Source organism: Rhodanobacter sp. Soil772, from assembly GCF_001428385.1.
GTDB lineage: Bacteria > Pseudomonadota > Gammaproteobacteria > Xanthomonadales > Rhodanobacteraceae > Rhodanobacter.
Map to the genome: position 1 here is coordinate 606382 of NZ_LMSK01000002.1, position 23796 is coordinate 630177.

General features: G+C 67.7%; 20 protein-coding genes. 13 read left to right on the plus strand and 7 right to left on the minus strand.

Translation table 11 applies throughout. The features are described from left to right. Positions 1 to 77: 77 nt before the first annotated feature. Positions 78 to 284: a DUF465 domain-containing protein gene (locus ASG75_RS09385; protein ID WP_056388232.1), complete on the plus strand. Its 207-nt coding sequence runs from the start codon at positions 78 to 80 to the stop codon at positions 282 to 284. Between the two features lie 19 nt (positions 285 to 303). Further along, the gene (locus tag ASG75_RS09390; protein WP_056388234.1) at positions 304 to 903 is read left to right on the plus strand and encodes a GNAT family N-acetyltransferase; all 600 of its coding nucleotides are present in this window, start codon (positions 304 to 306) and stop codon (positions 901 to 903) included. 3 nt (positions 904 to 906) lie between these two features. On the opposite strand, the gene pssA is transcribed toward ASG75_RS09390, so the two are convergent. The 5 genes from pssA to ASG75_RS09415 form a co-directional block, all read right to left on the minus strand. Further along, positions 907 to 2298: a CDP-diacylglycerol--serine O-phosphatidyltransferase gene (gene pssA, locus ASG75_RS09395; RefSeq protein ID WP_056388236.1), complete on the minus strand. Its 1392-nt coding sequence runs from the start codon at positions 2296 to 2298 to the stop codon at positions 907 to 909. Positions 2299 to 2442: 144 nt separating this feature from the next. Further along, positions 2443 to 3375 carry a LysR family transcriptional regulator gene (locus ASG75_RS09400; protein WP_056388240.1) on the minus strand — a complete coding sequence of 311 codons (933 nt, stop codon included), beginning with the start codon at positions 3373 to 3375 and terminating at the stop codon, positions 2443 to 2445. A gap of 66 nt (positions 3376 to 3441) precedes the next feature. Continuing rightward, positions 3442 to 5358 carry a CocE/NonD family hydrolase gene (locus ASG75_RS09405; protein ID WP_082547584.1) on the minus strand — a complete coding sequence of 639 codons (1917 nt, stop codon included), beginning with the start codon at positions 5356 to 5358 and terminating at the stop codon, positions 3442 to 3444. Positions 5359 to 5378: 20 nt separating this feature from the next. Further along, a complete protein-coding gene (locus ASG75_RS09410) occupies positions 5379 to 6791 on the minus strand; it encodes a YfcC family protein (protein WP_056388242.1) in 1413 nt (470 codons plus the stop codon). 80 nt (positions 6792 to 6871) lie between these two features. Next, entirely contained in the window at positions 6872 to 9571 is a 2700-nt protein-coding gene (locus ASG75_RS09415) for a TonB-dependent receptor (protein WP_056388244.1), read from the minus strand. Positions 9572 to 9971: 400 nt separating this feature from the next. Between ASG75_RS09415 and ASG75_RS09420 the strand changes: the two genes are divergently transcribed. Continuing rightward, a complete protein-coding gene (locus ASG75_RS09420; protein WP_162253099.1) occupies positions 9972 to 11042 on the plus strand; it encodes a CapA family protein in 1071 nt (356 codons plus the stop codon). A 12-nt stretch (positions 11043 to 11054) separates the two neighbouring features. Here the strand turns inward: ASG75_RS09420 and ASG75_RS09425 are convergent, their stop codons facing one another. Further along, complete coding sequence (locus ASG75_RS09425) at positions 11055 to 11453, minus strand: DUF4156 domain-containing protein (protein ID WP_056388249.1); 399 nt, start codon at positions 11451 to 11453, stop codon at positions 11055 to 11057. 142 nt (positions 11454 to 11595) lie between these two features. Then, the gene (locus tag ASG75_RS09430) at positions 11596 to 14466 is read right to left on the minus strand and encodes a pitrilysin family protein (protein ID WP_056388252.1); all 2871 of its coding nucleotides are present in this window, start codon (positions 14464 to 14466) and stop codon (positions 11596 to 11598) included. A 272-nt stretch (positions 14467 to 14738) separates the two neighbouring features. On the opposite strand from ASG75_RS09430, the gene ASG75_RS09435 reads away from it, so the two are divergent. The 10 genes from ASG75_RS09435 (at position 14739) to ASG75_RS09480 (ending at position 23785) form a co-directional block, all read left to right on the plus strand. After that, positions 14739 to 14942 (plus strand): hypothetical protein, encoded by a 204-nt coding sequence (locus tag ASG75_RS09435; RefSeq protein ID WP_056389245.1) that lies wholly within the window; start codon positions 14739 to 14741, stop codon positions 14940 to 14942. 41 nt (positions 14943 to 14983) lie between these two features. Next, a complete protein-coding gene (trmL, locus tag ASG75_RS09440) occupies positions 14984 to 15454 on the plus strand; it encodes a tRNA (uridine(34)/cytosine(34)/5-carboxymethylaminomethyluridine(34)-2'-O)-methyltransferase TrmL (protein WP_056388254.1) in 471 nt (156 codons plus the stop codon). A 27-nt stretch (positions 15455 to 15481) separates the two neighbouring features. Continuing rightward, positions 15482 to 16132, plus strand: coding sequence for an SCP2 sterol-binding domain-containing protein (locus ASG75_RS09445; protein WP_056388256.1), 651 nt, complete (start codon positions 15482 to 15484; stop codon positions 16130 to 16132). Then, a complete protein-coding gene (gene ubiB, locus ASG75_RS09450) occupies positions 16129 to 17778 on the plus strand; it encodes a ubiquinone biosynthesis regulatory protein kinase UbiB (RefSeq protein WP_056388258.1) in 1650 nt (549 codons plus the stop codon). Before ASG75_RS09445 ends, ubiB begins: the two co-directional genes overlap by 4 nt. Positions 17779 to 17820: 42 nt before the next feature. After that, entirely contained in the window at positions 17821 to 18534 is a 714-nt protein-coding gene (locus ASG75_RS09455) for a pseudouridine synthase (RefSeq protein ID WP_056388261.1), read from the plus strand. 98 nt (positions 18535 to 18632) lie between these two features. Next, positions 18633 to 19055 carry an alternative ribosome rescue aminoacyl-tRNA hydrolase ArfB gene (arfB, locus tag ASG75_RS09460; protein ID WP_056388263.1) on the plus strand — a complete coding sequence of 141 codons (423 nt, stop codon included), beginning with the start codon at positions 18633 to 18635 and terminating at the stop codon, positions 19053 to 19055. Beyond that, positions 19052 to 19648 carry a lysophospholipid acyltransferase family protein gene (locus ASG75_RS09465; protein ID WP_056388265.1) on the plus strand — a complete coding sequence of 199 codons (597 nt, stop codon included), beginning with the start codon at positions 19052 to 19054 and terminating at the stop codon, positions 19646 to 19648. The genes arfB and ASG75_RS09465 overlap by 4 nt, the downstream gene beginning before the upstream one ends. A gap of 360 nt (positions 19649 to 20008) precedes the next feature. Then, positions 20009 to 21025, plus strand: a complete 1017-nt coding sequence (locus tag ASG75_RS09470; RefSeq protein WP_056389248.1) for an NAD-dependent epimerase/dehydratase family protein — start codon at positions 20009 to 20011, stop codon at positions 21023 to 21025. After that, on the plus strand, positions 20991 to 22382 hold the full coding sequence (locus ASG75_RS09475; protein WP_056388266.1) for a glycosyltransferase family 2 protein: 1392 nt from the start codon (positions 20991 to 20993) through the stop codon (positions 22380 to 22382). Before ASG75_RS09470 ends, ASG75_RS09475 begins: the two co-directional genes overlap by 35 nt. Beyond that, complete coding sequence (locus ASG75_RS09480) at positions 22379 to 23785, plus strand: tetratricopeptide repeat protein (RefSeq protein ID WP_056388268.1); 1407 nt, start codon at positions 22379 to 22381, stop codon at positions 23783 to 23785. Before ASG75_RS09475 ends, ASG75_RS09480 begins: the two co-directional genes overlap by 4 nt. Positions 23786 to 23796: the final 11 nt, after the last annotated feature.

The following is a 23796-nucleotide window of genomic DNA, read 5'->3' on the forward strand; positions in this document are numbered from 1 at the left end:
AGCCGGCCGGACGCCGGGCTACCGCGGCGGCAAACGGCGCTAAACTAGGGGGACCGCCCCCAGCAGCCGTTATTGCCATGCAGGTTCAGGATCACGCCGAGATCGTCCATCTCCTGGCCGAGTTGCGGATGGAGCATCGCGACCTCGACGCGGCGATCGACCGGCTGGCCTCTGCGATCGGTCGCGACGAATTGCAGCTGACCCGGCTGAAGAAACGCAAGCTGCTGCTGAAAGACAACATCGCGCGGCTCGAGAGCAAGCTGATCCCCGATCTCGACGCCTGAACGCCACGCCGGACTGCCCATGAACCCGTTCGCCCCGATCCGCCTGCAGGACGACTACGTCGTGCTGGAACCATTGAGCCTGGACCACGTGCCGGCACTGGAAGCCGCCGCCGCCGACGGCGAGCTGTGGAACCTCACGGTCACCAGTGTGCCGCCGCCGGGACAGGCGCGCGACTACGTCGAAAAAGCGCTGCAGGGTCAGGCCGACGGCCTGATGCTGCCGTTCGCCGTGCGCGAGGCCAGCAGCGGCGAGATCGTCGGCAGCACCCGCTATTACGAGATTGATCCCGCGCTGCCGCGCCTCGCCATCGGCTACACCTGGTACGCGAAACGCTGGCAGAAGACCCACCTCAACACCGCCTGCAAGCGCCTGCTGCTGGAGCACGCGTTCGAGACACTGGGCTGCGTGGCGGTGGCCTTTCACACCGACGAACGGAACGAGGATTCGCAACGTGCGATCGAGCGCCTCGGCGCGCAGCGCGAAGGCGTGTTGCGCGCCCACCGGCGTCGCACCGACGGCAGCCTGCGCAACACCGTCTGCTTCAGCATCCTCGCCGACGAATGGCCGAACGTGGCGAACTGGCTGGGCATGCGGCTCAACCGGCTCGCGGCGGGCTGAACGTCACAGCAAACGGTTGACCAGCCGGTCCAGCCGCGTGCGGTTCAATCGTCGCAGCAGCCGGCGAACTTCGGCCGGGTAGCGCCGCGGGCTTTCCAGCGCGCGGTAATCGGCCAGCCGCGTGGCGTGCCGGCGCAAGGCCGCCCATTCCGCCGCGTGCTTCGCCTGCAGCAGGCGCGCGGGGTCGCGCAGGACCAGGCCGTTTTCCAGATCCAGCGACCACGCGCGCGGGTTGAGGTTGTTGCCGGTCAGCACGGCCACGTCGTCGTCGATGAACAGGCCTTTCAGGTGATAGCTGTTGTCGCCGTCGCGCCACAGGTGCAGGTTGAGCTGGCCGCTGTCGACCTGCCGGCGGTGCGCCCGCGCGAAGCGGCGCAGGTTGTTCTCGTACAGGTACGGCAGCAGGCCGATGGCCTTGAACGGCTGCCCCGGCGGGATATAAAAATCGTTCGCGGTCTTGTCGCCGACCATGATGTCGATGCTGCAGCCGCGCCGCAGCAGCTGGCCCAGCACGATGCGCACCGGCCGCGGCAGGTTGAAATACGGCGTCAGCAGGATCACCCGCTGGCGCGTGCCGCGCAGCAGCGCCAGCAAGGCCTCGTTGAGCGTGTTGTCGCTGCGGCCGAAGCCGGGCAGCGGCGTCACCGCCACCTCGCCGGCATCCAGCGTGTCGCACGGAACCTCGTACGCGGCGCGCTGCAGATCGTGGCGGAACTCGCGGATCGCCGGCTGCAAGGCTTTCGTCGGCGGGAGCTCGCCTTCGCCAAGCCGGCGCACCGCTTCGCTGCCGGCGAAGTGCCGCTGCACGAAGCCCGCCATCGCGTCGGCCAGGCCGCGATGCTGCAGCAGGTGGTAGCGGTCGAGCCGGTAGCGCCCGTGCCGCACCAGGTAGACGTCGTTGAGGCTGGCGCCGCTGTACAGCACGGCGTCGTCGATCACGAAGCCCTTCAGGTGCAGCACACCAAACAGCTCGCGGTTCTGCACCGGCACGCCGTGGATGTCGACGCCCGCACCGAGCCGCGCGGCGTACTCGCGGTACATGCCCGCATTGCCTTCGCTCTTCTGCTTGCCGATCAGGCCGCGCCGGGCGCGATGCCAGTCGACGAACACCGACACCTGCAACCCCGGCTGCCGCGCCTTCGCCGCGTACAGCGCATCGAGCACTTCGCGGCCGCCGTCGTCGTCCTGCAGGTACAGCGTCACGATCACGATGCGCCGGCTGGCCTGCGCGATCAGGCGCAGCAGCGTCTGCCGGAACGCGGCCGGATCGGGCAGCACGGCGATGGCGTCGGCCGGCACCGCGAAGAACGGCAGGTCGGCGTGCACCTCCGGCTTGCGCCGGAACGGCAGCATGCGGCGCGCGAGGCGGCCCGGTGCGGTGATCAACTTGTTCATGGCGACATCGGCAGACAACAACGCGCATCATCGCAAACCACGCGCGGCACGCCTACCGCCGCCACTTGCGGCCACGCGTCGGCCAGCGGCGGATAGGATCATCCGGGTCGGCACTCTCGGCTGGAGCCGATCGCGGCCACGGCATCATGCCGGGCGTGGCTCGCGCGGCTTCGACCGCGTCCGCCCCGACAACGCCGCGCGGCAATGCAGATAGAACGCTTCGGTCAACGGCGTCTCGCGCACATTGGCCGACGACATGAACACGTACTCCTGCTCGATCGCCGGCGCGAAACGACGGATGCACACGCCGGTCCACAGCGAGCGGCGCGACAGCAGCTCGTTGACGATGGCGATGCCGACGCCCTCGGCTGCCAGCGCACAGGCCGCGCCGACGTTGTGGGTCTCCAGCCGCACATTCGGATGCACCCCGGCCTGCTGGAACGCCCGACCGATCCGCATGCGGGTGTCGCCACCGCGATGGCCGACCAGAATGAGCGGTTCGCCGGCCAGCTCCTTGGCGCCGATCGCGCGTTTGCCCGCCGACAGCGGATGCGAAGGCGGCAACACGCAGACCGTGGGGCTGCTGATCAACGGCCGCAGGCGGATCCCGGGGTGATCCAGTGGCAGCTTGCCGAAACCGCAATCGGCGGTGCGCGTGGCGACCAGGTTCATCACGGTCGGCCGGGTGCGCGAATCGATGTTGATATGGATCTTCGGATGCAGCGTCAGAAAGGTGGCGACCAGTTTCACCAGCGGCCCTTCGGCGAAACTCGGCGGCGCCACCACGCGCAGTTGCCCGGCATTGGTCTGGCGGATGTCCTTGGCCAGCACGTTGATCCGCTCGACGCCCTGCAGGGCCAGATCCACCTCCTCGAACAGGATAAGCGCCTGCGAGGTCGGCAGCAGCCGGCCCTTGCTGCGATGGAACAGCTTGAAACCCAGCTCGGCTTCGAACTGCGCCAGCAGCCGGCTGACCGCCGGCTGGCTGAAACCCAGGCTGCGCGCCGCCGCAGTCACCGAACCGAGCTGGATGATCTCGCGGAAGGCTTCCAGCGTCTTGATATTGTCGAGTTTCATGGCTGGCGGCACCTGGCGGCGGCGAATCGGCTGCCTGTGAACGTACACGATCACACCGGAGGCCGGTTATCCATCGTCGCGCAGCGGCAACACCGGCAACAACAATTGCGACGGATGCGCGCGATCCATGTGCACGCGGTTGTGTGCCGCCCGCGCCTCGCACCAGCGACCCGGCGCGGCACCGGTGTTCGGGTTGAGATCGAAATGCGGATAGTTGCTGCTGGACACGTCCAGCCGGATCCGGTGCCCCTGCCTGAACCGGTTGGCGGTGGCGAAGGCCTCGACCTCGACTTCGACCACTTCCCCCGGCACCAGCAGGCGCGGCTGCTCCCACGAATCCCGGTAGCGCAGGCGCAGGATGCCGTCGCTGAGATTCATGGCGAAACCCTGCGGGTAGTCCGCGCTGGGCGGATACTCGTCGATCAGCTTGATCGTGATGTCCGTGTCCACGCAATCGGACGATACGAACAGCCGCGCGCGAATGCTGCCGGCAATCTCGACATCCTGCGCCAGCGGCGCGCTGCGGAAACACAGCACGTCGTCGCGTTCGCCGATGTCGCGGCCGCTGCCTTCGCAGCCGAAGAAACGCGCATCGTCGCGCTGGTCGAACGCGCCCGGCGGCATGATCGCCTCGGCCGAGGTGATGGTGCCGCCGATGGTCGGCACCGGGTTGGCCGGGTCGTAGACGTAATCCAGCGCGGCGGACGGCGCGGATGACGGCGCCGGATCGAGCCGGCCGTCGGCATGCAGGTGCCAGGCCCGCGTGGCGGTGCCGGGCAGCGGCCAGTCGTCGGCATGCAGCCAGCGCCCGCCGTGCTGCAGCCGGCCCTCGGCATTGCGCCGGCCGCTGCCGCCGCCCATCAGGAAGATCGACACGCGGCCGCGCGCGAACGGGTTGTCGGTGCTGCGTCCCAGCACGTAGTCGTACCAGGCCCGGCGCAGTTCGTAGAACGAGCCGCCGAAGGCCGCGTCCAGCGTGGCCGCCGCGCCGAAATCGACGTCGCCGGCAAACGGCTGCGAGCGGCGGCCGTGGGTCCACGGCCCCATCACCAGATGCACCGGCCCGCGCTTGCGCTGCGACAGGCCCAGGTAGTTGTCGGTGGCGGTGCGCACGTACGGGTCGTACCAGCTGGACATGTGCACCATCGGCACGTCGGCATAGCCGTCGTAATGCCGCTCGCCGCATAACTCCACCTGCTGCCAGTAGGGACCGAAATCGCCGTGTTCCCACTGCTCGAACAGATAGTCCTCGTACTCCGGCGCGGCGCTGACCGGCGAGTCGCCGCGCGCCCACGGCATACGCCGGAACCAGGCGCGGATGTCCTGCGCCTGCAGTGCCGCCTTGCGCACCGGGTCCTGCTGCGTGCGCGGGCTGAGCAGCGCATGCTTGTACGCCCAGGTCGCCTGCTTGAGCTCGAACGCACCGCCCTGGCGAATGCCGCCCTGATAGGCGTTGGAGAACCCGCCGGAATCGACGAACTGCGCGGTCAGCGCCGCTGGCGCAAGGCTGCCCAGCGCGGTCTGCACGTGCGCGCAATACGACAGCCCCTGGGTCAGCACGCGACCGTTGCTCCACGGCTGCGTCGCCAGCCACGCCAGCGTGTCGTAGCCGTCATCGGCCTCGTTGGTGTACTTGGTGAACACGCCCTGCGAACGGTAGCGGCCGCGGCAATCCTGCATCGCCACCACGAAACCGTGGCTGGCGAACCAGCGCGCGATCTGCGGTTTCGACAGCGGCAGCGGCTGCCCCGCCACGACGTCCGACTGCGCCGTGCCGGACTTGTCGTACGGCGTGCGCTCCAGCAGACACGGCCAACGCGTTGCGACGGAACCTTCAGCCGCCACCGGCACATACAGATCGACGGCCAGTTGCACGCCATCGCGCATTGCCACCATCACATCCGGGTTGAGGCTTACTGCGTACGGGCCTTCGCCCAGACCCGCCGCCACGCCGTCAACGCCACTCGCAAGTGCGTGCTTCATGCCGCTGCCGATCGCCATGCTCAATAACCGATCCGCGTGGCGACCAACAAAAACACCATCGCCACTGCGGTCAGCACCAGGGTCAGTGGCAACATGAAACGCACCCACTGGCCGTAGGGCACCTTCGCCATCGCCAGCATCGCCAGCATCAGCCCGGAGGTGGGGCTGACCATCGCCATCAGGCCGTTGCCGAACAGGTAGGCCAGCACCACCGAGTTGCCGTGCAGACCCGACAGCTGCCCGATCGGCCACAGGATCGGAATGCTGATCGCGGCCTTGGCCGAGGTCGAGGGAATCAGCACATCCAGCCCCGCTTCGGTGAACATGATGGCCAGCGACGCAATCCACGACGACTGCTCGTGGATCAGTCCGGCCATCCCGTTGACCACCGTGTCGAGGATTTGCGCCTGCTGCAGCAGCACGTGGATGGCGCCGGCCAGGCCGATCAGCAGCGAGGGCAGGATCATGCCCTTGATGCCGTCGATGAAGGCGTCCGCGCTGGCACGCGCGCCCAAGCCGCCGACCACGGCAAGCACCGCGGTGACCGCCAGATAGAACGCGCTGAGTTCGTTGTAGTGCCAGTTCCAGGTGCGTCCGGCGTAGACCATCAGCACGATCGCCAGGCCCAGCAGCAACAGCACGCCCATGTGGCGTCCGGACAGGGACCGTGCATCGGCCGCGAAATCCGCCTTGACGAAGCCGCTGCGGCGGATGCGGTACAGCAGGTAGGCAACGCCGATCGGCAGGAAGATTCCCAGCACCGCCAGGCGCATGCCGAAGCCGCTGAAGATCGGCACCTGCACGATGCCTTGCGCGATCGGCAGCACCACCGGGTTGCTGACCGAGGCGATGTAGCCGATCTTGGCCGCGATCAGCAGCATGGCCACCGCGTACAGCCCATTGAGCCGCAGCCGCTCGGCCATCGACAGCAGCACCGGCAACACCACCAGGTATTCTGAAATCAAGCCGAGGAACGAGCTGCCCGCCGCCAGTGCGCACATCAGCACCGGCGCCAGCAGGTAGATGTTGCCGCGCGAGCGGTGCACCAGCTGGTCCAGTCCGGCGTCCAGCGCGCCGGTCTGCTTGAACACGCCGAACATGCCGCCGACGAACATCACCATGAAGATCAGCGGCGCGTTGCGAACCAGGCCCAGCGGAATCGACTGCAGCACCGTGACCAGGCCGGCCGGCCGGGCCAGTTCGCTGGCGCCGCCCAGACCGAGCAGGTGCAGCCAGTCGCGGGACTTCTCGACCACCATGTACGTTCCCGGCACCACCCGTCCATCGACGCGCTGGAACGCGCCCGAGTCCAACACATAGGTCAGCATCGCACACAGCAGCAACACGGACAGCAGCATCAGCACCGGATGCACATCGATCGCGCGGCGGGGACGGCCTGCGGGTTTGTCGCCAGTGACGGGGCTCTTGGCCATGCCGGGAGTTTCCATGTGTTTGACGAAGCCTCACGGCACCGGCGGTCGCCCGTATCGCACGGACGCCGCCGGCGCTTGCCTCAGAGGTTGATTGCCGCCTTCACGTAAATGAAGCGGCCACGCGGGTTGTAGGTACTCATGTCGAAGTTCAGGTCGCCGCCATTGACATAGGACAACGGCGGCTCCTTGTCGAACAGGTTCTGCACACCCACGGTGAACGTCACCGGCTGTGACCGCAGGGTATACGCGCCCCACACGTCATGCGTGAGCTGCACCGGGATCCGGCCGTACCCCGGCGCCGGGCCCTCGTCGGTGTTGCCGATGTAGTGCATGCTCCAGTTCGCCGACCACAGGCCGAGCGACCAGTCGAGGCTGGTGTTGGCCTTCCAGCGCGGGAAACTCTCGCGCGCGATGTCCGACTTGCCGGCCCGCGTCGCCACCCGCACCTGCCCGTTGGGCAAGGTGTCGTAGCGGTCGAACGCACTGAGATAGGCGGCGTTGAACATCAGGTCGAAGTTGCCCACGGCCATCTTCGGCAACTGGTAGCGCAAGGTCGTATCGACGCCGCGGGCCTTGATCCGGTTCAGGTTGATCGGGCCGTCGATGAGGTTGACGATCTCGCCGCTGCTGTCGCGCGTGACCAGGTTGCAGCGTTGGCCGGTACTGGCGCACAGGTTGAGCAGGTTCTGCGAACCGAAGCTGGAGATCGCTTCTTTCAGGTCGATGTCGTACCAGTCCACCGACCAGGTCAGGCCCTTGGCGAAGCCGGGCGTGTAGATGAAACCGGTGCTGCGGTTGACCGAGGTCTCCGGCTGCAGGTCGGGGTTGCCGCCCACGGTCGAGAGGATCGAGCCGCCCGAATAATTGCTCTGGTCGTAGCTGGCAGGCACCCCGACGCAGCCGGGCTTGCCGGCACCGCCACCGTTGCACGGATCGATGGCCGGCAGGTTGGTCTGGCGCAGGCCTGCATAGAGCTCGTTGATCGAGGGAGCGCGGAAGCCCTGCGCCCAGGTGCTGCGCACCATCAGGTCGTCCCATGGGCGCCAGACCAGGCCGAGCTTGCTGTTGGTGGTGCCGCCGAACGTGCTGTAGCGCGAGTGGCGCGTGGCCGCGGACAGCTCCAGTTGCTTCACCAGCGGCAGGTCCGCCAGCAGCGGCACGTTGAACTCGACGTAGGCCTCCTTCAGATCGTAGGAGCCGCTCGTCGGCAGGCGCGGCGCCGAAGTGGTCTTGCGGCTGTAGCTGATGAATTCCGGCGTCTGGTTGAAATACGCACTCGGCTCGTCGAAGCCGGATTCCTTGCGGTACTCGACACCCGCCGCGAACGCCAGCATGCCGGCCGGCAACGCGAACAGGTCGCCGGTGAGGTTGGCGGTGAAGTCATGCTGCTTGGTGCCGTTGCGGTCCACGCCATTGGCGCGGATGTAGTTGGCCATGTCCGGGGTGATCGCGCCGAAAATGTTCAGCGGCACGCAGCCGTTGGCCACGCAGCGATCGTTCGGGCCCAGCGCCAGCGCCACCTTGTCCAGGTCGATCTGGTTGGCCGAGGTCCACTTCGCCTTGTTCTGCGCGTAGGTATAGAAGCTGTTCCACGACCAGCCGTTGGTGAAGTCTCCTTCGAAACCCGCGGCCAGACGCATCGTGTTCACGTTCTGCGTGTTGATGCGCGGACCCAGCTCGGTGATCGCCCGCACCACTTCAAAACTGGTGCCGCTGCCCTGGAACGGCACCCCGAACGGGTTGTACGGGTGGTCGGCCGGAATCGTCATGCCATCGCCGCCGCGGATGCGCGGGGTGGCTGCCGGGAAGCGCTGGCTCGACTCGCGGGTGTTGTACAGGCCCTCGGTCACGAAGGTGACGGAGTCGCCGAGATGGAAGCGCAACTGGCCGTAAAGGCCGGCGCGATCCAGCGGCCCGATCAGGGTCGTGTCGGGCGTCTCGTTGTAGACGTCGGTGGCCGGCACGTCCAGGCGATAGCCGCCGCTGCCGTCGCGCACGAACGCCTTGGTGCCGAAGCTGCCCACCGCCGTGCTGTTCTTGAAGCGGCCCGCCGGCGTGTTGCGGCTCAACCCCTGCAGCGGCGTGTTCGAGAAGTCGCGGTCGCCGGCAAGAATCTCCTTGCTCGACGCAACCGTTGCCGATACCAGCGCCGAACCCCAGTCCCCCGACTTGCCCCACAGGAAATCCTCGTTGTGGGTGAAGCCGTCACCCTTGTCGGTGGTGCCGACATAGGAACTGAGCTTGAGCCCGTCGAAGCTGCTGTAGGTAATGATGTTGACCACGCCGGCAATCGCATCGGCGCCGTAGATGGCCGTGGCGCCGTCCAGCAGCACCTCGACCCGTTCGACCGCGGCCAGCGGGATCGTGTTGAGGTCGACGAAGTCGCGGAAACCGCGGGTACCCGCGCCGTTCACCCAGCGCCGCCCGTTGACCAGCACCAGTGAGCGGTTGGCGCCCAGGTTGCGCAGATTCAGCGAACTGGAGCCATGGCTGGTACCGCCGGAGCCCGTCGAGTTGAAGCTGGAGCCGACCGACGGCAGCTCCTGCAACAGCTCGCCGACCGAGACCACTCCGGTCGATTCGATCTCGCTGCGTTCCATCGTGAACACCGGGCTCGCCGCGGTCTCGTCCTTGCGGCGGATGCGCGAGCCGACCACGCTGACCGCTTCCAGCGTCTTCGCCTCACTGCCGGAATCGGCGGCACTGGCGTTCGCTTCCTGCGCGCTGACGGGCAGCATGACGCCACCCGCGCCCAGCGCCCCGGCAATCGCCATCATCATCAAACTCCGGCGCATGCCACGCCGCGTCGGCCCATTATTCGTCATCTCGTTCATCACCCCTCCCAAGGAATCGGCATCAACTTGTTTGCAAGCCCATCGCGGGCATGATTCCGAGTAATTCATGCGTGGGTAACTTATGCAATCTTATCGGCTCATGTAATGCATCCATGCGTTTTTGATATGAGTTTCCCGTGCTGGTGAATACGCTTGCGTCCGGCCTGCCCGGCATGTGTTGCTAGGCACTAACAACGTGGCGAATACCCCACGCAACCATGACATCGCCACGGCAGGCATGCGCAGGCCTGGCGTTCGTCCGGTACCGTTTCCTTGCCATCACGGGGGCACCATGACCGAGTCCTGCAATCATCAGCGTCGTCGGCTCATGGCCGGGCTGGCAGCCGTGCCAGTGCTGTTGCTGTGCGGAGCGAAACGCCTCTCGCCGGTGCAGACCCTGACTCTGACCGGGCAGGCCCTGATTGCCCACGACCTGTGCGCCGACGCCTACCCCGGGCTCGCCGCCGTCATCGCGGAAATCCGCCGCGGCGACGTCGCCATGACCGACCTGGAGACAGCGATCCGCACCCGCGCATCCGGGGCTCCGACCCGCGAGGGCGTATTCCTGCACGAGGCAGGCATCGACGAGTTGCGCTGCCTGCGCACGCTCGGTTTCGACATGCTCGCGCTGGCCAACAACCATGCCGGCGATTTCGGCCGCGACGGCATACTGGCGACACTGCAGGCAACACATGAAGCCGGTTTTCATGCTGCCGGCAGCGGCCGCAACCTTGCCGACGCCTGCCGCGCGACGCGCTTCGCCACCGCCGGGCAACCGGTGGCCCTGATCGCCATGGCCGCCGGCAAGATCCGCGACGGCGCCGCGGCCACCGCCACCCTGCCCGGCATCAACGAACTGCGATTCGTCGCGCATGGCCAACCGGAAAACGGGGACGTCGAGCGCATCCATGCAGCGATTCGCGATGCCGCCGGTTCGGCCCGCGTCGTCGCCTGCCTGCACAACCATGACTGGGGCGACGACATGCGCGTGACCCGCGAATGGACCCGCCGCTTCGCCAGATCCTGCATCGACGCAGGCGCCAGCGCGTTCTTCGCGCACGGCGCACCGCTGCTGCATGGAATCGAGCTGCACCGCGACGCGCCGATCTTCTATTGCCTCGGCAGCCTGATCTTCCATTCGCGCACCGCGCCCGGGCATTACCCTCCGGAGGTCTGGGAAAGCGCCATCGCGCACCTGCACTACCGCGACGGACGATTGCGCCAGCTCGAACTGGTGCCGGTCGTGCTCAACGAGCGGGGCGACGACGCCACGCGCCAGAACGAGACCCGCGGCCGTCCGCGAATCGCCACGGATGAAGATGCGCAGCGCATCCTCACCCGCCTGCAGGCGCTCAGCAGCGCGTTTGGCACCTCGCTGCGGATCGCACGGGCGCGCGGCTGGATCGAGGTGGGCTGAACCCTGACGGTGTCAGTGGCCCTGGATCGGGAACGTCTGCGCATCGCCCGGTGCGGAACCCGAACGGGACGGCGGCGCCGACGCTGCCGGCGTGTGGCTGCCGCACTGGTACGCGCCCCACGGCTGCGAGCCATCGGCCGGTTCGGCCAGCGGCTTGATGGTGTCGGCGTGCATCTTGGCGGCCTCGTTGCGGGCCAGCACTTCCAGTTCGTCGCGCACCTTGATGTCGTTGCGGTCGACCGGACCGACCCGCTCCATCACGGAGACGGTGACCTTGCCCAGGTCGCGGCAGGCGGACACGTCGCCGCTCCACGCCGTGCGCACGTTTTTTGCCGCGTCGTCCAAGGTGATGCCCCAGCTGCAGGCGCCGAGCAGGAGGACGGGAACGAGCAACAACAGAGTCTTGCGCATGGGTAGCTCCGCAGCGGTGTCTTGGAGTGAAAGAGGCCGGGCCGTTGCCAGCCCGGCCTCCATCCTAACGCGAGGACGCCAGCGCGTCCTGCAACCAACGCATAACGTGCGACGCCGGTGAAAACCGGCGCCGCACGCCGGCTCATTTCGCCGGCTTGCCGGCTGCCGGCTTGCCGTCGGCGTCGAGCACCTGCACCTGGCCGAGGTTCAGCGCGCGGATCGGCGCCTCGATCTTCGCCAGATCGCCGACGATCACCCAGGTCAGCTGGTCCGGGTGGATGATCTCCTTCGCCGCCGCTTCCACTGAGGCATCCGTCTGCGCCTCGATGCGCGACTTCAGGGTCTGCACGTAGTCGTCCGGCCGGTGGTACAGCGCGATGCCCTGCAGCGCGCCCATCACCGCCGAAGTGGTCTGATAGCCGCCGGGCATGCTGCGCACGTCGCCGACCTTGATCTTGCCGATCTCCTGCGCGGTCAGCGGCTGGTCGCCGATCACGCCCTTCGCCTCCTTCAGCATCTCGGCCACCGACGGCGCGGTCTTGTCGGTCTGCACCGGCGCGTACAGCATGAACGGGCGCTGGCCCTGGGCGTTCTGCAGGAAGCTGAAGGCGCCGTAGGCCCAGTGCTTGTCCTCGCGCAGGTTCATGTTGAGGCGCGAAGTGAAGGTGCCGCCGAACGCGCCGTTCATGGTCTGGATTTCCAGATCGTTCGGCGCCTCGGTCGACGGCGCCAGGCTGCCGGCGAGGATCAGGCTCTGCTGCGCGCCGGGGCGGTCGACCAGGTACACGCGCACCTGCGCCGGCGGCGCGACCTTGCCGATGTTCTTCGCCGGAACCTTGCCGGCCGGCGCCTTCCAGTGGCCGAATGCCGCGTTCAACTGCGGAATGATCTTGTCCAGCGTGGTGTCGCCGGCAACCAGGATCTGCATGTTGTCCGGGCGGATGAAGTCGCCCATGAACGCGCGCATGTCGGCGGCGCTCAGCGACTTGATCGACGCTTCGGTGCCCGAGCCGGTGAACGGGATCGCGTAGGCGTGGCCCTTGCCGTACAGCAGCGGCGGCAGGGTGCGCAGCGCAATGCCGGTGGGCTGGCTCTTTTCCTGGGCGATGCCGGCCAGCCATTGGCCGCGCAGGCGGCTGATGTCGGCTTCGCGGAACGCCGGGTTGCGCACGATGTCGGCGAACAGGTCGAGCGACGGTTTCAGCTGGTCATCCAGCGCGTTGAGCGAGGCGTTGCAGTAATCCAGCCCGCAGCCGGACATGATGATCGCGCCGAGCCGCTGCTTGCGCTTGGCGATCTCGACCGAATCCAGGTTCTTGCTGCCCTCATCCAGCATCGACATGGTGAAGCTGGAGGTGCCCAGCTTGCGGCCCTGGTCCGCCGCATAGCCTGCATCGAACAGCAACTGCATCTGCACCGCCGGCACCGTGTGGCGCTCGGCCAGGATCACCTCGACGCCGTTGTCCAGCTTGCCGCGCTGCAGGGCGGGGAAGCTGAGGTCCGGGAACGTGCCGACCTCGGGCACGCCCTTGCTGCGGTCGACGTCGCTCTTCACCGTGCGGTAGTCGCCCTTCGCCGACAGCACCGGCGCCGGCGCACCGCTGGCCGCGGCACGACCGGCGACGTTCGCCATGTCGGTTGCCTCGACCTTGCCCGGCACCACGGTCAGCGTGTAGTCGCCCCTGGCGATCCACCGGTTTGCCACCGCGCTGACCTGCGCCGGCGTGGCCGCCATGTATTCCTTGAAGTCCTTCAGGTAGGCGCCCGGATCGTTGCGGTACAGCTGGCCCTGGGCCAGGATCGAGGCCTGCGTGTTGACCTTTTCCAGCCCGCGCACGAACGAGGCACGGGTTTCGGTCTTGACCCGCGCCAGCTCGTCGGCGGTCGGGCCGTCCTTCAGGAATTTTTGCCATTCGTCGGCGATCGCCGCTTCGACCTTGGCCGGGTCGGCGCCTTTCTTCACGTCCACCTGCAGGTTGAACAGGCTGGCCAGCACGTGCTGCTCCACTTCGACGGAAACGTCGTCGGCCAGCTTGTCCTGGTAGACCAGCCGCTGGTACAGCCGTGAGGTCTTGCTACCGCCCAACACGGCGGCGGCCAGTTCCAGCAGGTTCTCGTCGGTGGTGCCGCGTCCCGGCACGTTCCACTCGCGATAGATGCGGGTCTGCGCCACGTTGTCGGTCATCGTGCCGCGGGTCGAGCTGTCGCGCGGCGCCACCCATGGCTGCGGTCGCGGCACCTGCGGACCGGCGCCGATGTCGCCGAAGTACGTCAGCATCTTTTCCTTCGCCACTGCCGGCGTGATGTCGCCGGCCAGCACCACCACCGTGTTGGCCGCACCGTAGTAGCCGCGGAACCACTGCTTGACGTCGCCCAGCGAGGCCGCGTTCAAGTCGTCCATCGAACCGATGGTGTCGTGGTGGTACGGGTGGTTGGCCGGGAACGCCTCGGCCTGGATCAGCTCGCTGGCGCGGCCGTACGGCTGGTTCTCGCCCTGGCGCTTCTCGTTCTGCACCACGCCGCGCTGCTCGTCGAGCTGGGCTTGGCCGATCGCGCCGAGCAGGTGGCCCATGCGGTCCGATTCCATCCACAGCGCCATGTCCAGCGCGCTGGTCGGCACCGTCTCGAAATAGTTGGTGCGGTCGAGCCAGGTGGTGCCGTTCTGATCGGTGGCGCCGGCCAGCTCGAACGGCTTGAAGAACTCGTCCTTGTGGTTTTCCGAGCCCTGGAACATCAGGTGCTCGAACAGGTGCGCGAAACCGGTCTTGCCCTTCGGCTCGTACGACGAACCGACGTGGTACCACACGCTGACCGCCACTACCGGCGCCTTGTGATCCTCGTGCACCACCACGGTCAGGCCGTTCGGCAGGGTGAAGCGGGTGTAGGCGAGTTCGGGGATCTGTTGCGTTGCCGCGGTCGCGACAGCGGCATCGGGGGTAGCCAGCACCAGCGGCATGCCGCCGGTAAAGGCCAGCAGGCCGGCGATGAGCAGGGCGAGTGGTTTCTTTGCCACGGTGAACCTCCTGTTTCACGGATGAGTCTCCGCAGGCTAGCGGCGCCACGCAGCCATCGCAAATGACTTGCGGCACGGTCGAGCCGGTGCTGGCGGCGCGGTGTCCGGCTGTCCGGCAACGGGCGGACGGCTGTCCGCGGACAATTTTCCAGTCGCCGAATTCGCCGTCATGAATCAACGAAATCAACAACTTGTACAGCACACAGCGCTTGGCACGGGGATTGCTCTATCCGGGATGCAGGGACTTCCACCCATTCATCGGAGACATGATCATGAAATTCGAGACCTTGATGTTGCGCGGCCTGTTTATCGCCTGCCTGGCGGTCTGCGGCCTGATTCTTGGCGCGATGGTGACGACCACGCCGGCCTCCGTGCAGCTCGCCGCCAACAGCAGCGTCGGCGCCATCCTGCTGGCCGCGCCGACCAGCTGCGCGCTGCCGCCGGACGGCGTGGTCTGCCCGCAGATCGGCGGTTGAGCACTCGACGAAACTTTGCCCGGACACGCGATAATGGCGGGATGCTGCACGTCATCCTGTTCCACCCCGAGATCCCGCCGAACACCGGCAACGTGATTCGCCTGTGCGCGAACACCGGCGCCGCGCTGCACCTGATCCGGCCGCTCGGCTTCCAGCTTGACGATGCCCGGCTGCGCCGCGCCGGGCTGGACTACCACGAGTACGCCAGCGTCGCGGTGCACGACGACCTGGCCAGCTGCCTTGATGCGATCGGCACGCCGCGGGTGTTCGCCTTCACCACCCGCGGCCGGGTCGCTCACGTCGACGCCCGCTTCGCCGACGGCGATGCGCTGCTGTTCGGCTGCGAGACCGCGGGCCTGCCGGGCGATGTGCTGGAGTCGATCCCCGTCGAACAACGCCTGCGCCTGCCGATGTGCCCGGACAGCCGCAGCCTGAACCTGTCGAACACGGTCGCCGTGGCCGTCTACGAAGCCTGGCGCCAGTTGGGTTTCCCCGGCGCCGCGGACGTCTGAGCCCGGCCGGCGGGCTACAATCGGCGGATGAACGCCGCCACTCCCAACTCCTGGTTGCCGCAACCGCTGCGCAAGCTTGCCGGCCGTGCGCTGGAAACCGCGCTGAACCACACGCTCTCGCTCGACCCGGACACGCAGCAGAAGCTGGCCGCGTTGAACGGCCGCAGCGTGCAAGTGCACCTGCGCGGGCCGGAGCTCGCGCTGGCAGTGACTGTCGACGGCACGCGCCTGAAAGTCGGGCCGCCGCAAGACGACAATCAGTTGAAGGTCGCCGCCACTCCGGGCAGCCTGCTGGCGATGCTGTTCCGCCGCGACGATGACGGCATCGCACCGGGCAAGGTGGAGATCGCCGGCGATGCCGAGCTGGCGCGCCGGCTGGAAAAGCTGGCCGGCAAGTTCGCGCCGGATTTCGAGGAAGCATTCGCGCGCAGCTTCGGCGATGTGCTCGGCGTGCCGCTGGCCAGGGCCGTGCGCAAGGGCCTCGCCCACGCCCGCGAAACCGCCAGCCATCTCACCGAGGACAGCGCTGACTGGCTGCGCGACGAGGTGCGCGTGGCGATGGCGCCGGGCGAAGTCGAAGGTTTCCTCGACGGCGTGGACGACGTGCGTGAGCGCAGTGAGCGGCTGGAATCACGCGTACAACGGCTGATGCAACGCCTGCAGGGCAACGCCGCGTGACGCCGCTGAAAGTGGTGCCGCGCCTGCTGCGGGTCGCCTCGGTGCTGCTGGCGTACCGGCTCGACGAACTGGTCGAAGCCGCCCACCTGTACCGTCCGCTGAAACTGCTGCGCCCGCTGGTGGCGCGCCCGCGCATCGACATCCGCGGCCTGCCGCGCGGCGCCCGCCTGCGCCACGCGCTGACCGAGCTCGGGCCGATCTTCGTCAAGGCCGGCCAAGTGCTGTCGACCCGCCGCGACCTGGTGCCGGCGGACATCGCCGACGAACTCGCCCTGCTGCAGGACCAGGTCGCGCCGTTCCCCGGCAGCGAAGCGCGCGCGATCGTCGAGCAGGAACTGAAATCTCCGATTGGCCGTCTATACGCCCAATTCGACGAAACCCCGCTGGCCTCCGCCTCGATCGCCCAGGTGCACGCCGCCACCCTGCATGACGGGCGCGAGGTGGTGGTGAAGGTGCTGCGCCCCGGCATCGACGCGCAGATCGCCCGCGACGTGAAGCTACTGCGTTCGCTCGGCGAACTGGCCCAGCGCTGGCATCCGAACGCCGACAAGATCCGCCCGCTGGATGTCGTGGCCGAAGTCGAGAAGATGCTGGAGAACGAGCTGGACCTGCAGCGCGAAGGCGCCAGTGCCAGCCTGCTCAAGCGCAACTTCGACAGCGGCGTGGATCTCTACGTGCCGGCGGTGCATTGGGAACTGACCAGTGCACGCGTGCTGACGCTGGAGCGCGTGCACGGCATCAGCAGCGACGACATCGTCGCGATCGACGCTGCCGGGCTCGACCGCAAGGCGCTCGCCGCCAAGGGCGTGCGGGTGTTCTACGAACAAGTGTTCCGCGACAACTTCTTCCACGCCGACGCGCACCCCGGCAACATCTGGGTCGACCCCGCGCGCACCGGCGAGCCGCGTTTCATCGCGCTGGACTTCGGCATCATGGGTTCGCTGCCCGAGGCCGACCAGTACTGGCTGGCGCAGAACTTCATCGCGCTGTTCGAGCGCGACTACGCACGCATCGCGCAACTGCACGTGGCCGCCGGCTGGATGCCGGCCGACGTGCGTCTGGACGAACTGGAAGCGGCGGTGCGCACGGTGTGCGAGCCGTACTTCACCCGCCCGCTGTCGCAGATCTCGCTGGCCGAACTGGTGGTGAAGCTGTTCCAGACCGCGCGCCGCTTCGAGCTGACCCTGCAGCCGCAACTGATCCTGCTGCAGAAGACCCTGCTCAACATCGAGGGCGTCGGCCGCATGCTCGATCCGGAGATCGACATCTGGGCGGTGGCGCATCCAGTGCTGAAACGCATCCTGCGCGAACGCTACAGCCCGCTGCGCACCCTGCGCGAGGTACGCAAGCGGCTGCCCGAATGGCTGCACCATGCGCCGGAATTTCCCGAGCTGATGCATGAGGCGCTGCGCCAGATCGGCCGTGGCGAACGGCGCGCGCTGAGCGACCCCGTCGCGCTCAAGCTGATGCACGACAACGCCCAGCGCCAGCACAAGCTGCTCGCCTGCAGCCTGCTCGGCGGCGCGCTGTTGATCGGCGCGGCCCTGCTGTGGACATCGGCGCCGCAACACGGCATCTGGCCGCCGCTGTGCGCCGGCATCGCCGGGCTGCTGGCCTTCGCGATCGGCTGGCCACGCTCGCGCTGACCTGCAGGAGCGCACCAGGTGCGCCCCTGCACGGACCAAACCATGATCGAGATTCTCTACCAGGACGACGCGCTGATCGCGGTGAACAAGCCCGCCGGTCTCGCCGTGCACCGCTCGAAAATGGTGGGCAACGCCGAGGAATTCCTGATCGACCTGCTGCGCGAGCAGGTCGGCGACAGCGTGTACCTGGCGCATCGGCTCGATCGCGCCACCAGCGGCGTGCTGCTGGTCGCGCGCAACAAGGAAGTCGCCGCTGCGCTGGGCGAGCAGTTCATGGCGCGCGCGGTGCACAAGCAGTACCTGGTGGTGGTGCGCGGCTGGCCCGAGCCGGACGAAGGCGTGATCGACTACCCGCTGCCCGGCTCGCGCGAAACCGGCCCGCGCCGCGAAGCCCGCACGCGCTACCGGCGGCTGGCCACGATCGAGGTGCCGATCGCGCTGGGCCGCTATCCGCAACAGCGCTACGCACTGCTGCTGGCCGAACCGGAGAGCGGCCGCTTCCGCCAGATCCGCAAGCACCTGGCGCACATCCATCACCCGGTGGTTGGCGACTGCCAGCACGGCCGCGGCGACCACAACCGGCTGTACAAACAGCACTTCGGCTGCCACCGGATGCTGCTGCATGCGTGGCGATTGCGCTTCGCGCATCCGCTGACCGGCGCTGCGATGGAGACCGAGGCGCCGCTGGACGCCGCGTATATCGGGTTGCTTGATCGCTTCGGCTGGACATTGCCAGGAGTGAGTGAAGAGGAGTGAGAAGTGAGAGAAAACAGGGTCCGGACGCACGGCCGTTTTTCTCTCACTTCTCACTCCTCGCTTCACCTACTCACTTCTGGCCCTCTACACTCCACCGCATGCTGACTATCAGCCGCACCCTCTCCCTGCCCGAGTCCGAACTGGTCGAGCGCTTTCTGCGCGCGGACGGCCCCGGCGGGCAGCACGTGAACCGCACCGAAAGCGCGGTGGAGCTGCGTTTCGACGTGATCAACTCGCCCTCGCTGCCGGAGGAAATCCGCGCGCGCCTGCTGGCGCGGCGCGATCGCCGGCTCACCGCCGAAGGCGTGCTGGTGATCCAGGGACGCCGCTTCCGCGACCAGGTGCGCAACCGCGACGACGTGCGCGAGCGGCTGGTCGAGATCATCCGCGGTGTGCTGGTGCCGCCGAAGAAACGCGTCGCCACCAAACCGACCCGCGCTTCGAAGGAACGCCGCCTGGCCGGCAAGCAGCAACGCGGCAGGATCAAGCAGGACCGTTCACGCAAACCGGAGCTCGAATGAAAGGCCATCTCCCGACTCCCGCCCAGTTGCCGCCGCAGATGCCGCAACTGCGCGACGGATGGCAACGCCGCACCTGCCGCGCCGTGCTGCGCATGGCCGGCTGGAGCCTGGTCGGCGAGTTCCCCGACGCGCCGAAGCTGGTGCTGATCGCCGCGCCGCACTCGTCCTGGTGGGACGGCGTGTGGGGCCTGCTGGTCAAGGTGGCAGTCGGCGCCGACGTGCACTTCATGGGCAAGCAGGAGTTGTTCTTCTGGCCGCTGGGCAGCCTGCTGCGCCGGCTTGGCGGCATGGCGATCGACCGTGGCGCCGCCAAGGGCGTGGTCGAGCAGATGATCGACCAGTTCCGCCAGCGCGAGAAACTCTGGCTGGGCATCGCACCGGAAGGCACGCGCAAGCCGGTGAAGCGCTGGAAGAGCGGTTTCTGGCACATCGCCCACGACGCCGGCGTGCCGATCTTCCCGGTCGCGTTCCACTATCCCGACAAGACCATCCGGCTCGGCCCGCTGTTCGACACCGGCGCCGACATGGACGCCGACATCAGCCGCCTGCGCGCGTTCTACGCGCCGTTCGCGGGCAAGCACCGCAACGTCTGACCGCTCCCGGGCTTTCCTGGCCCGGCTTCGCACATCCTCAGCCACCCGCAAACCGGGTGCCGGCCGGGTCGCCCGCGTTCGCCGGCCGAGTCCCGCATCGCGCCGCAGCAAGGCGGCGGGGCCGGAGGGCGCGATGTCGGCCGGCGACGCTCCTTGTCCTTTCCTGACCCGCTTGGGCCATCCCGTGCCCCTCCCCTGCGACAGCGAGGCAGCGCATCGGATTGAAAATCCGCTACCGGCATGGATTCTCCCTTCATGGCATGGCGTATGCTTGTCAATACGCACTGAAAATGTGATACACATCACATTATGGATTGCGACGCCGTGGCAGGCGTCGGCATGCACTGGGGGAATCCGAACATGCACGTATTGATCACGGGCGGGGCCGGTTTTATCGGCTCCCATCTGGTAGCGCTGCACCTCGCGCGCGGGGACAAGGTCCATGTGGTGGACGATTTGTCGACCGGCCTGCGCGCCAACCTGGCACCCTTCGAGGCGTCGCCGAACTTCCGTTTCGACGAGGCGGACATGCTCACCTGGCCGCTGCTGCAGCAGGCCGCGGCTTGGGCGGACCGTGTCTACCACCTTGCCGCCGTGGTCGGCGTGTACCGCGTGATCGCCGAGCCGACGCGCGTGCTTGCCACCAACATCGCCGCCTGCGAACGGTTGTTCCGCACCATCGCCGCCAGCGGCTGGCAACCGCAGGTGGTGGTCGCCTCCAGCTCCGAGGTCTACGGCCACCGCCATGCGGAACTGCTGACCGAGGACATGGACCTCAGCGTGTCCACCCGCGCCGGCACGCGCTGGAACTATTCGGTCAGCAAGATCGCCGACGAGGCACTGGCCCTGTCCTACTCGCAGAAGTTCGGCATCCCGGTGCTGGTGGCGCGTTTCTTCAACACCATCGGGCCGCGCCAGACCGGCCGCTACGGCATGGTCGTACCGCGTTTCGTGGAACAGGCGGTGCGCGGCGAGCCGATCACGGTGTACGGCGACGGCGAGCAGACCCGTTCGTTCTGCGACGCGCGCGACAACGTGCGCGCGCTCGACCTGCTCGCCTCGCGCGAAAACGGCGACGCGCTGGTGGCGAACGTGGGCAACGACCGCGAGATCAGCATGAACGCGCTGGCCGAGCTGATCCGCGAACGCGCCGACAGCGACTCGCCGATCAGCCATGTGCCGTACCTGAAAGCCTACGGCGAAGATTTCGAAGACATCCAGCGGCGCCGGCCGGATCTGACCCGGCTGCGTGCGCTGACCGGGTTCCGGCACCGCTACACGCTGGAAGACACGCTCGACGAGCTCATCCGCGAACGACGCATCACCCTCACAGGGACCGAACATGGCCACCGCCCCTTGGTTTGTCATCAGTCCTAGCGCGCTGCTCAGCGTCATCGGATTGCTGCGCGGTCCGGACCGGACCGTACCGACGCCCACCCGCGACTGGCGCACGGCCGTGGTGGACGTGGTCATCCCGGCCTACCGCGAGGCCGAGAACATCACCCACTGCCTCGTCTCGGTGGCGCGGCAGACGCTCAAGCCGCGCAACATCATCGTGGTCGACGACGGCAGCACGGATGCCACGGCCAGCTGCGCCGAGCAGGTGGCGCAGCGGCTGGGGCTCGATGTCCAGGTGATCCGGCGCCAGTCGTCGATCGGCAAGACGCCCACGATCAAGCGCCAGGCGCGCGAATTCGACGCGGACGTGGAGTTCATCCTCGACGGCGACACCTTCCTGGAGTCGCCCGACTACATCGCCCGCTGCGTCGAGGAACTCTACAAGGGCGTCGGCGTCGCCTCGGTCTGCGGCCGCGTGCTGCCGATGCGCCTGGTCGACCGCCGCACCCTGGCCGCGACGCCGGAATACGCCGCGGTGCTGGCCGGCGCGCCGTTCGTCGACCCCAAGGCCGCACGCGGCCGACTGCAGCTGATGTGGTGGGGCCTGACCAACATCTACCGCGATTGCCTGTACCGCTTCCTGCAGGGCTTCGTGTTCCACGGCCAGGTGGTCTTCTTCGGCGGCATCACCAACCCGGTCGGTTGCGCCGTGGCTTACCGCCGCGAATACGTCGAGGACCTGTTCGACCGCTACGAGCCGCAATTCGGCGACAACCTGACCAACTCCGAGGACATCTTCATCGGCTTTGCGCTGATCAATCAGGGCTACCGCAACGCCCAGCTGCTGGACGTGACGGCGCGCTCGGAGGAACCGCTGGCTACCCATCTGCCGCGCCAGATCTCGCTGTGGTCCTCTTCCTTCCTGCAAAGTTGCTACTACTTCGACGCGCTGGTGCGCAGCCCGTTCAAGGCGTTCGCACGCGCGCGCCGGCGTTGGGACGAGAAGCACGGCGAGCACGGAAAGCACATCCAGGAACTGCGCAAGGTGCAGGAACCGTACCGGCAAGCCTTCGGCGAGGAAGTCACGAGACGCTACGGGCGCCCGCTGGGCTGGATCATCTTCATGTCCGCGTTCGAGAAAATCGGCTTTCCCACCGCGCTGATCGTGATGGCCCTGCTGCGCTGGTGGGAGCCGCTGCTGGTCACCCTGCTGGCGGAGTCGGCGCTGTCGCTGATCGTGCTGACGGTGATCTCCCGCGGTGAACGCTGGAAGATGCTGGGCAAGGGTCTGCTGGTGACGCCGCTGCGCTATTTCCTGATGCTGACCGAGATCCGCACGATCGGCCAGTTCGCCATCGACCTGTGGATTACGGGGAACCGCAAATGGCGCAAATGAAACCCCTCGCCTGGCTTGTCGGTGCGCTGCTGGCGGCGCCGGCCTGCACATGGGCACAGAGCCCCACCATCCAGCCCCTGGACACGCAGGCACGGGCGCTGATGTGGACCGGCCACGTCGACGACGCCACGCGCACGATGCGCGAGTACGTCGCCGGGCACCCCGGCGACCAGGCCGCCGTGCTCGACTTGGCGCGCTACCTGACCTGGAATGGCGACTATGCCGGCGCCAGGGGCGTGCTGGACGCCCATCCGGAAGCCACCCGCAGCAGCGAGGGCCAGGTCGTGCTCGCCGGCGTGCTCGCCTGGGGCGGCTGGATCCGCACGGCGCAGCAGGTCAATGCGGCACCGCTGGCCGCCGACCCGGACGGCCTGCTGCCCAACTACGTGCAGGCCATCGCCTTGCGGCAGTCGGCACGACCGCGCGAAGCGCTGCCCTACGTCGCGGCGGTCAAGCGCGCCAGGCCGGACGGCAAGGACGCGCGCGACCTGGAGCGCTCGGTGCGCATCCGCACCGATTCCTTCGTCGCGCTGGACTACCAGCACGGTTCCGACTCGGACGACCTGGAACGCTCGCAACCGACCCTGCGCGCGGAACTGGCGCAAGGCGAAGCGCTGCGCTGGACCGCCGAGTTCGGCCGGTGGGACTACCGCGCACCGTTGAGCAGCCCGTTCGCCAGCATCACCGGCGCCCGCATGCTCGCCGAGAACCGCGGACTGGTCGGGCTGCGTTACGCACCGTCGCTGTACACCACGCTCAGCGCGGCCGTCGGCCGCTCCTCGATCGACGGCAGCGGCACCACCCTGTGGCGGCTCGGCCTGGACCATCGCTTCGGCGATACCTTCCGCGCCGACCTGCTGGCCGACCACGATCGCGTCGCCGCCTCGCCGCGCTCACTCTCGCTGGGGCTGGACCGCACCAGCGTCACCGGCCACGCGCAGTGGACGCCGGACTTCCGCTGGACCGGCGATCTGTGGCTGCGCCGCGACCACTTCAGCGACAGCAACAACAGTACGGACCTGAACGCCGCACTGCGTCGCGCAGTCGTGCGCCAACCCGGCGTCATGCTGGACCTCGGCGCCAGCGCGGAGCACCTGTCGTTCGACCGCAACCCCGGTCACGGCTACTACGCGCCGGACAACTATCGACGCTACGCGCTGACCGCCAACCTCTACGTGGGGCTCGGCGAAGACGCCGGACTGTCGCTGCAGGCGGGCCTGGGCCGGCAGCGCGACGAGACCTTCACTTCGTGGCGTCGCGCCAACGACATCAACGCATCGCTGGTCGTCGGCATCTTCTCGCCGTGGCAGCTGAGCGTGAACGCCGGCTACAGCGAGCGGGTGCTCAACACCGGTGCATACGAGGGGCGCAGCTGGGGCATCACGCTGACTCGCCGTTTCTGAGGCACCTGCAC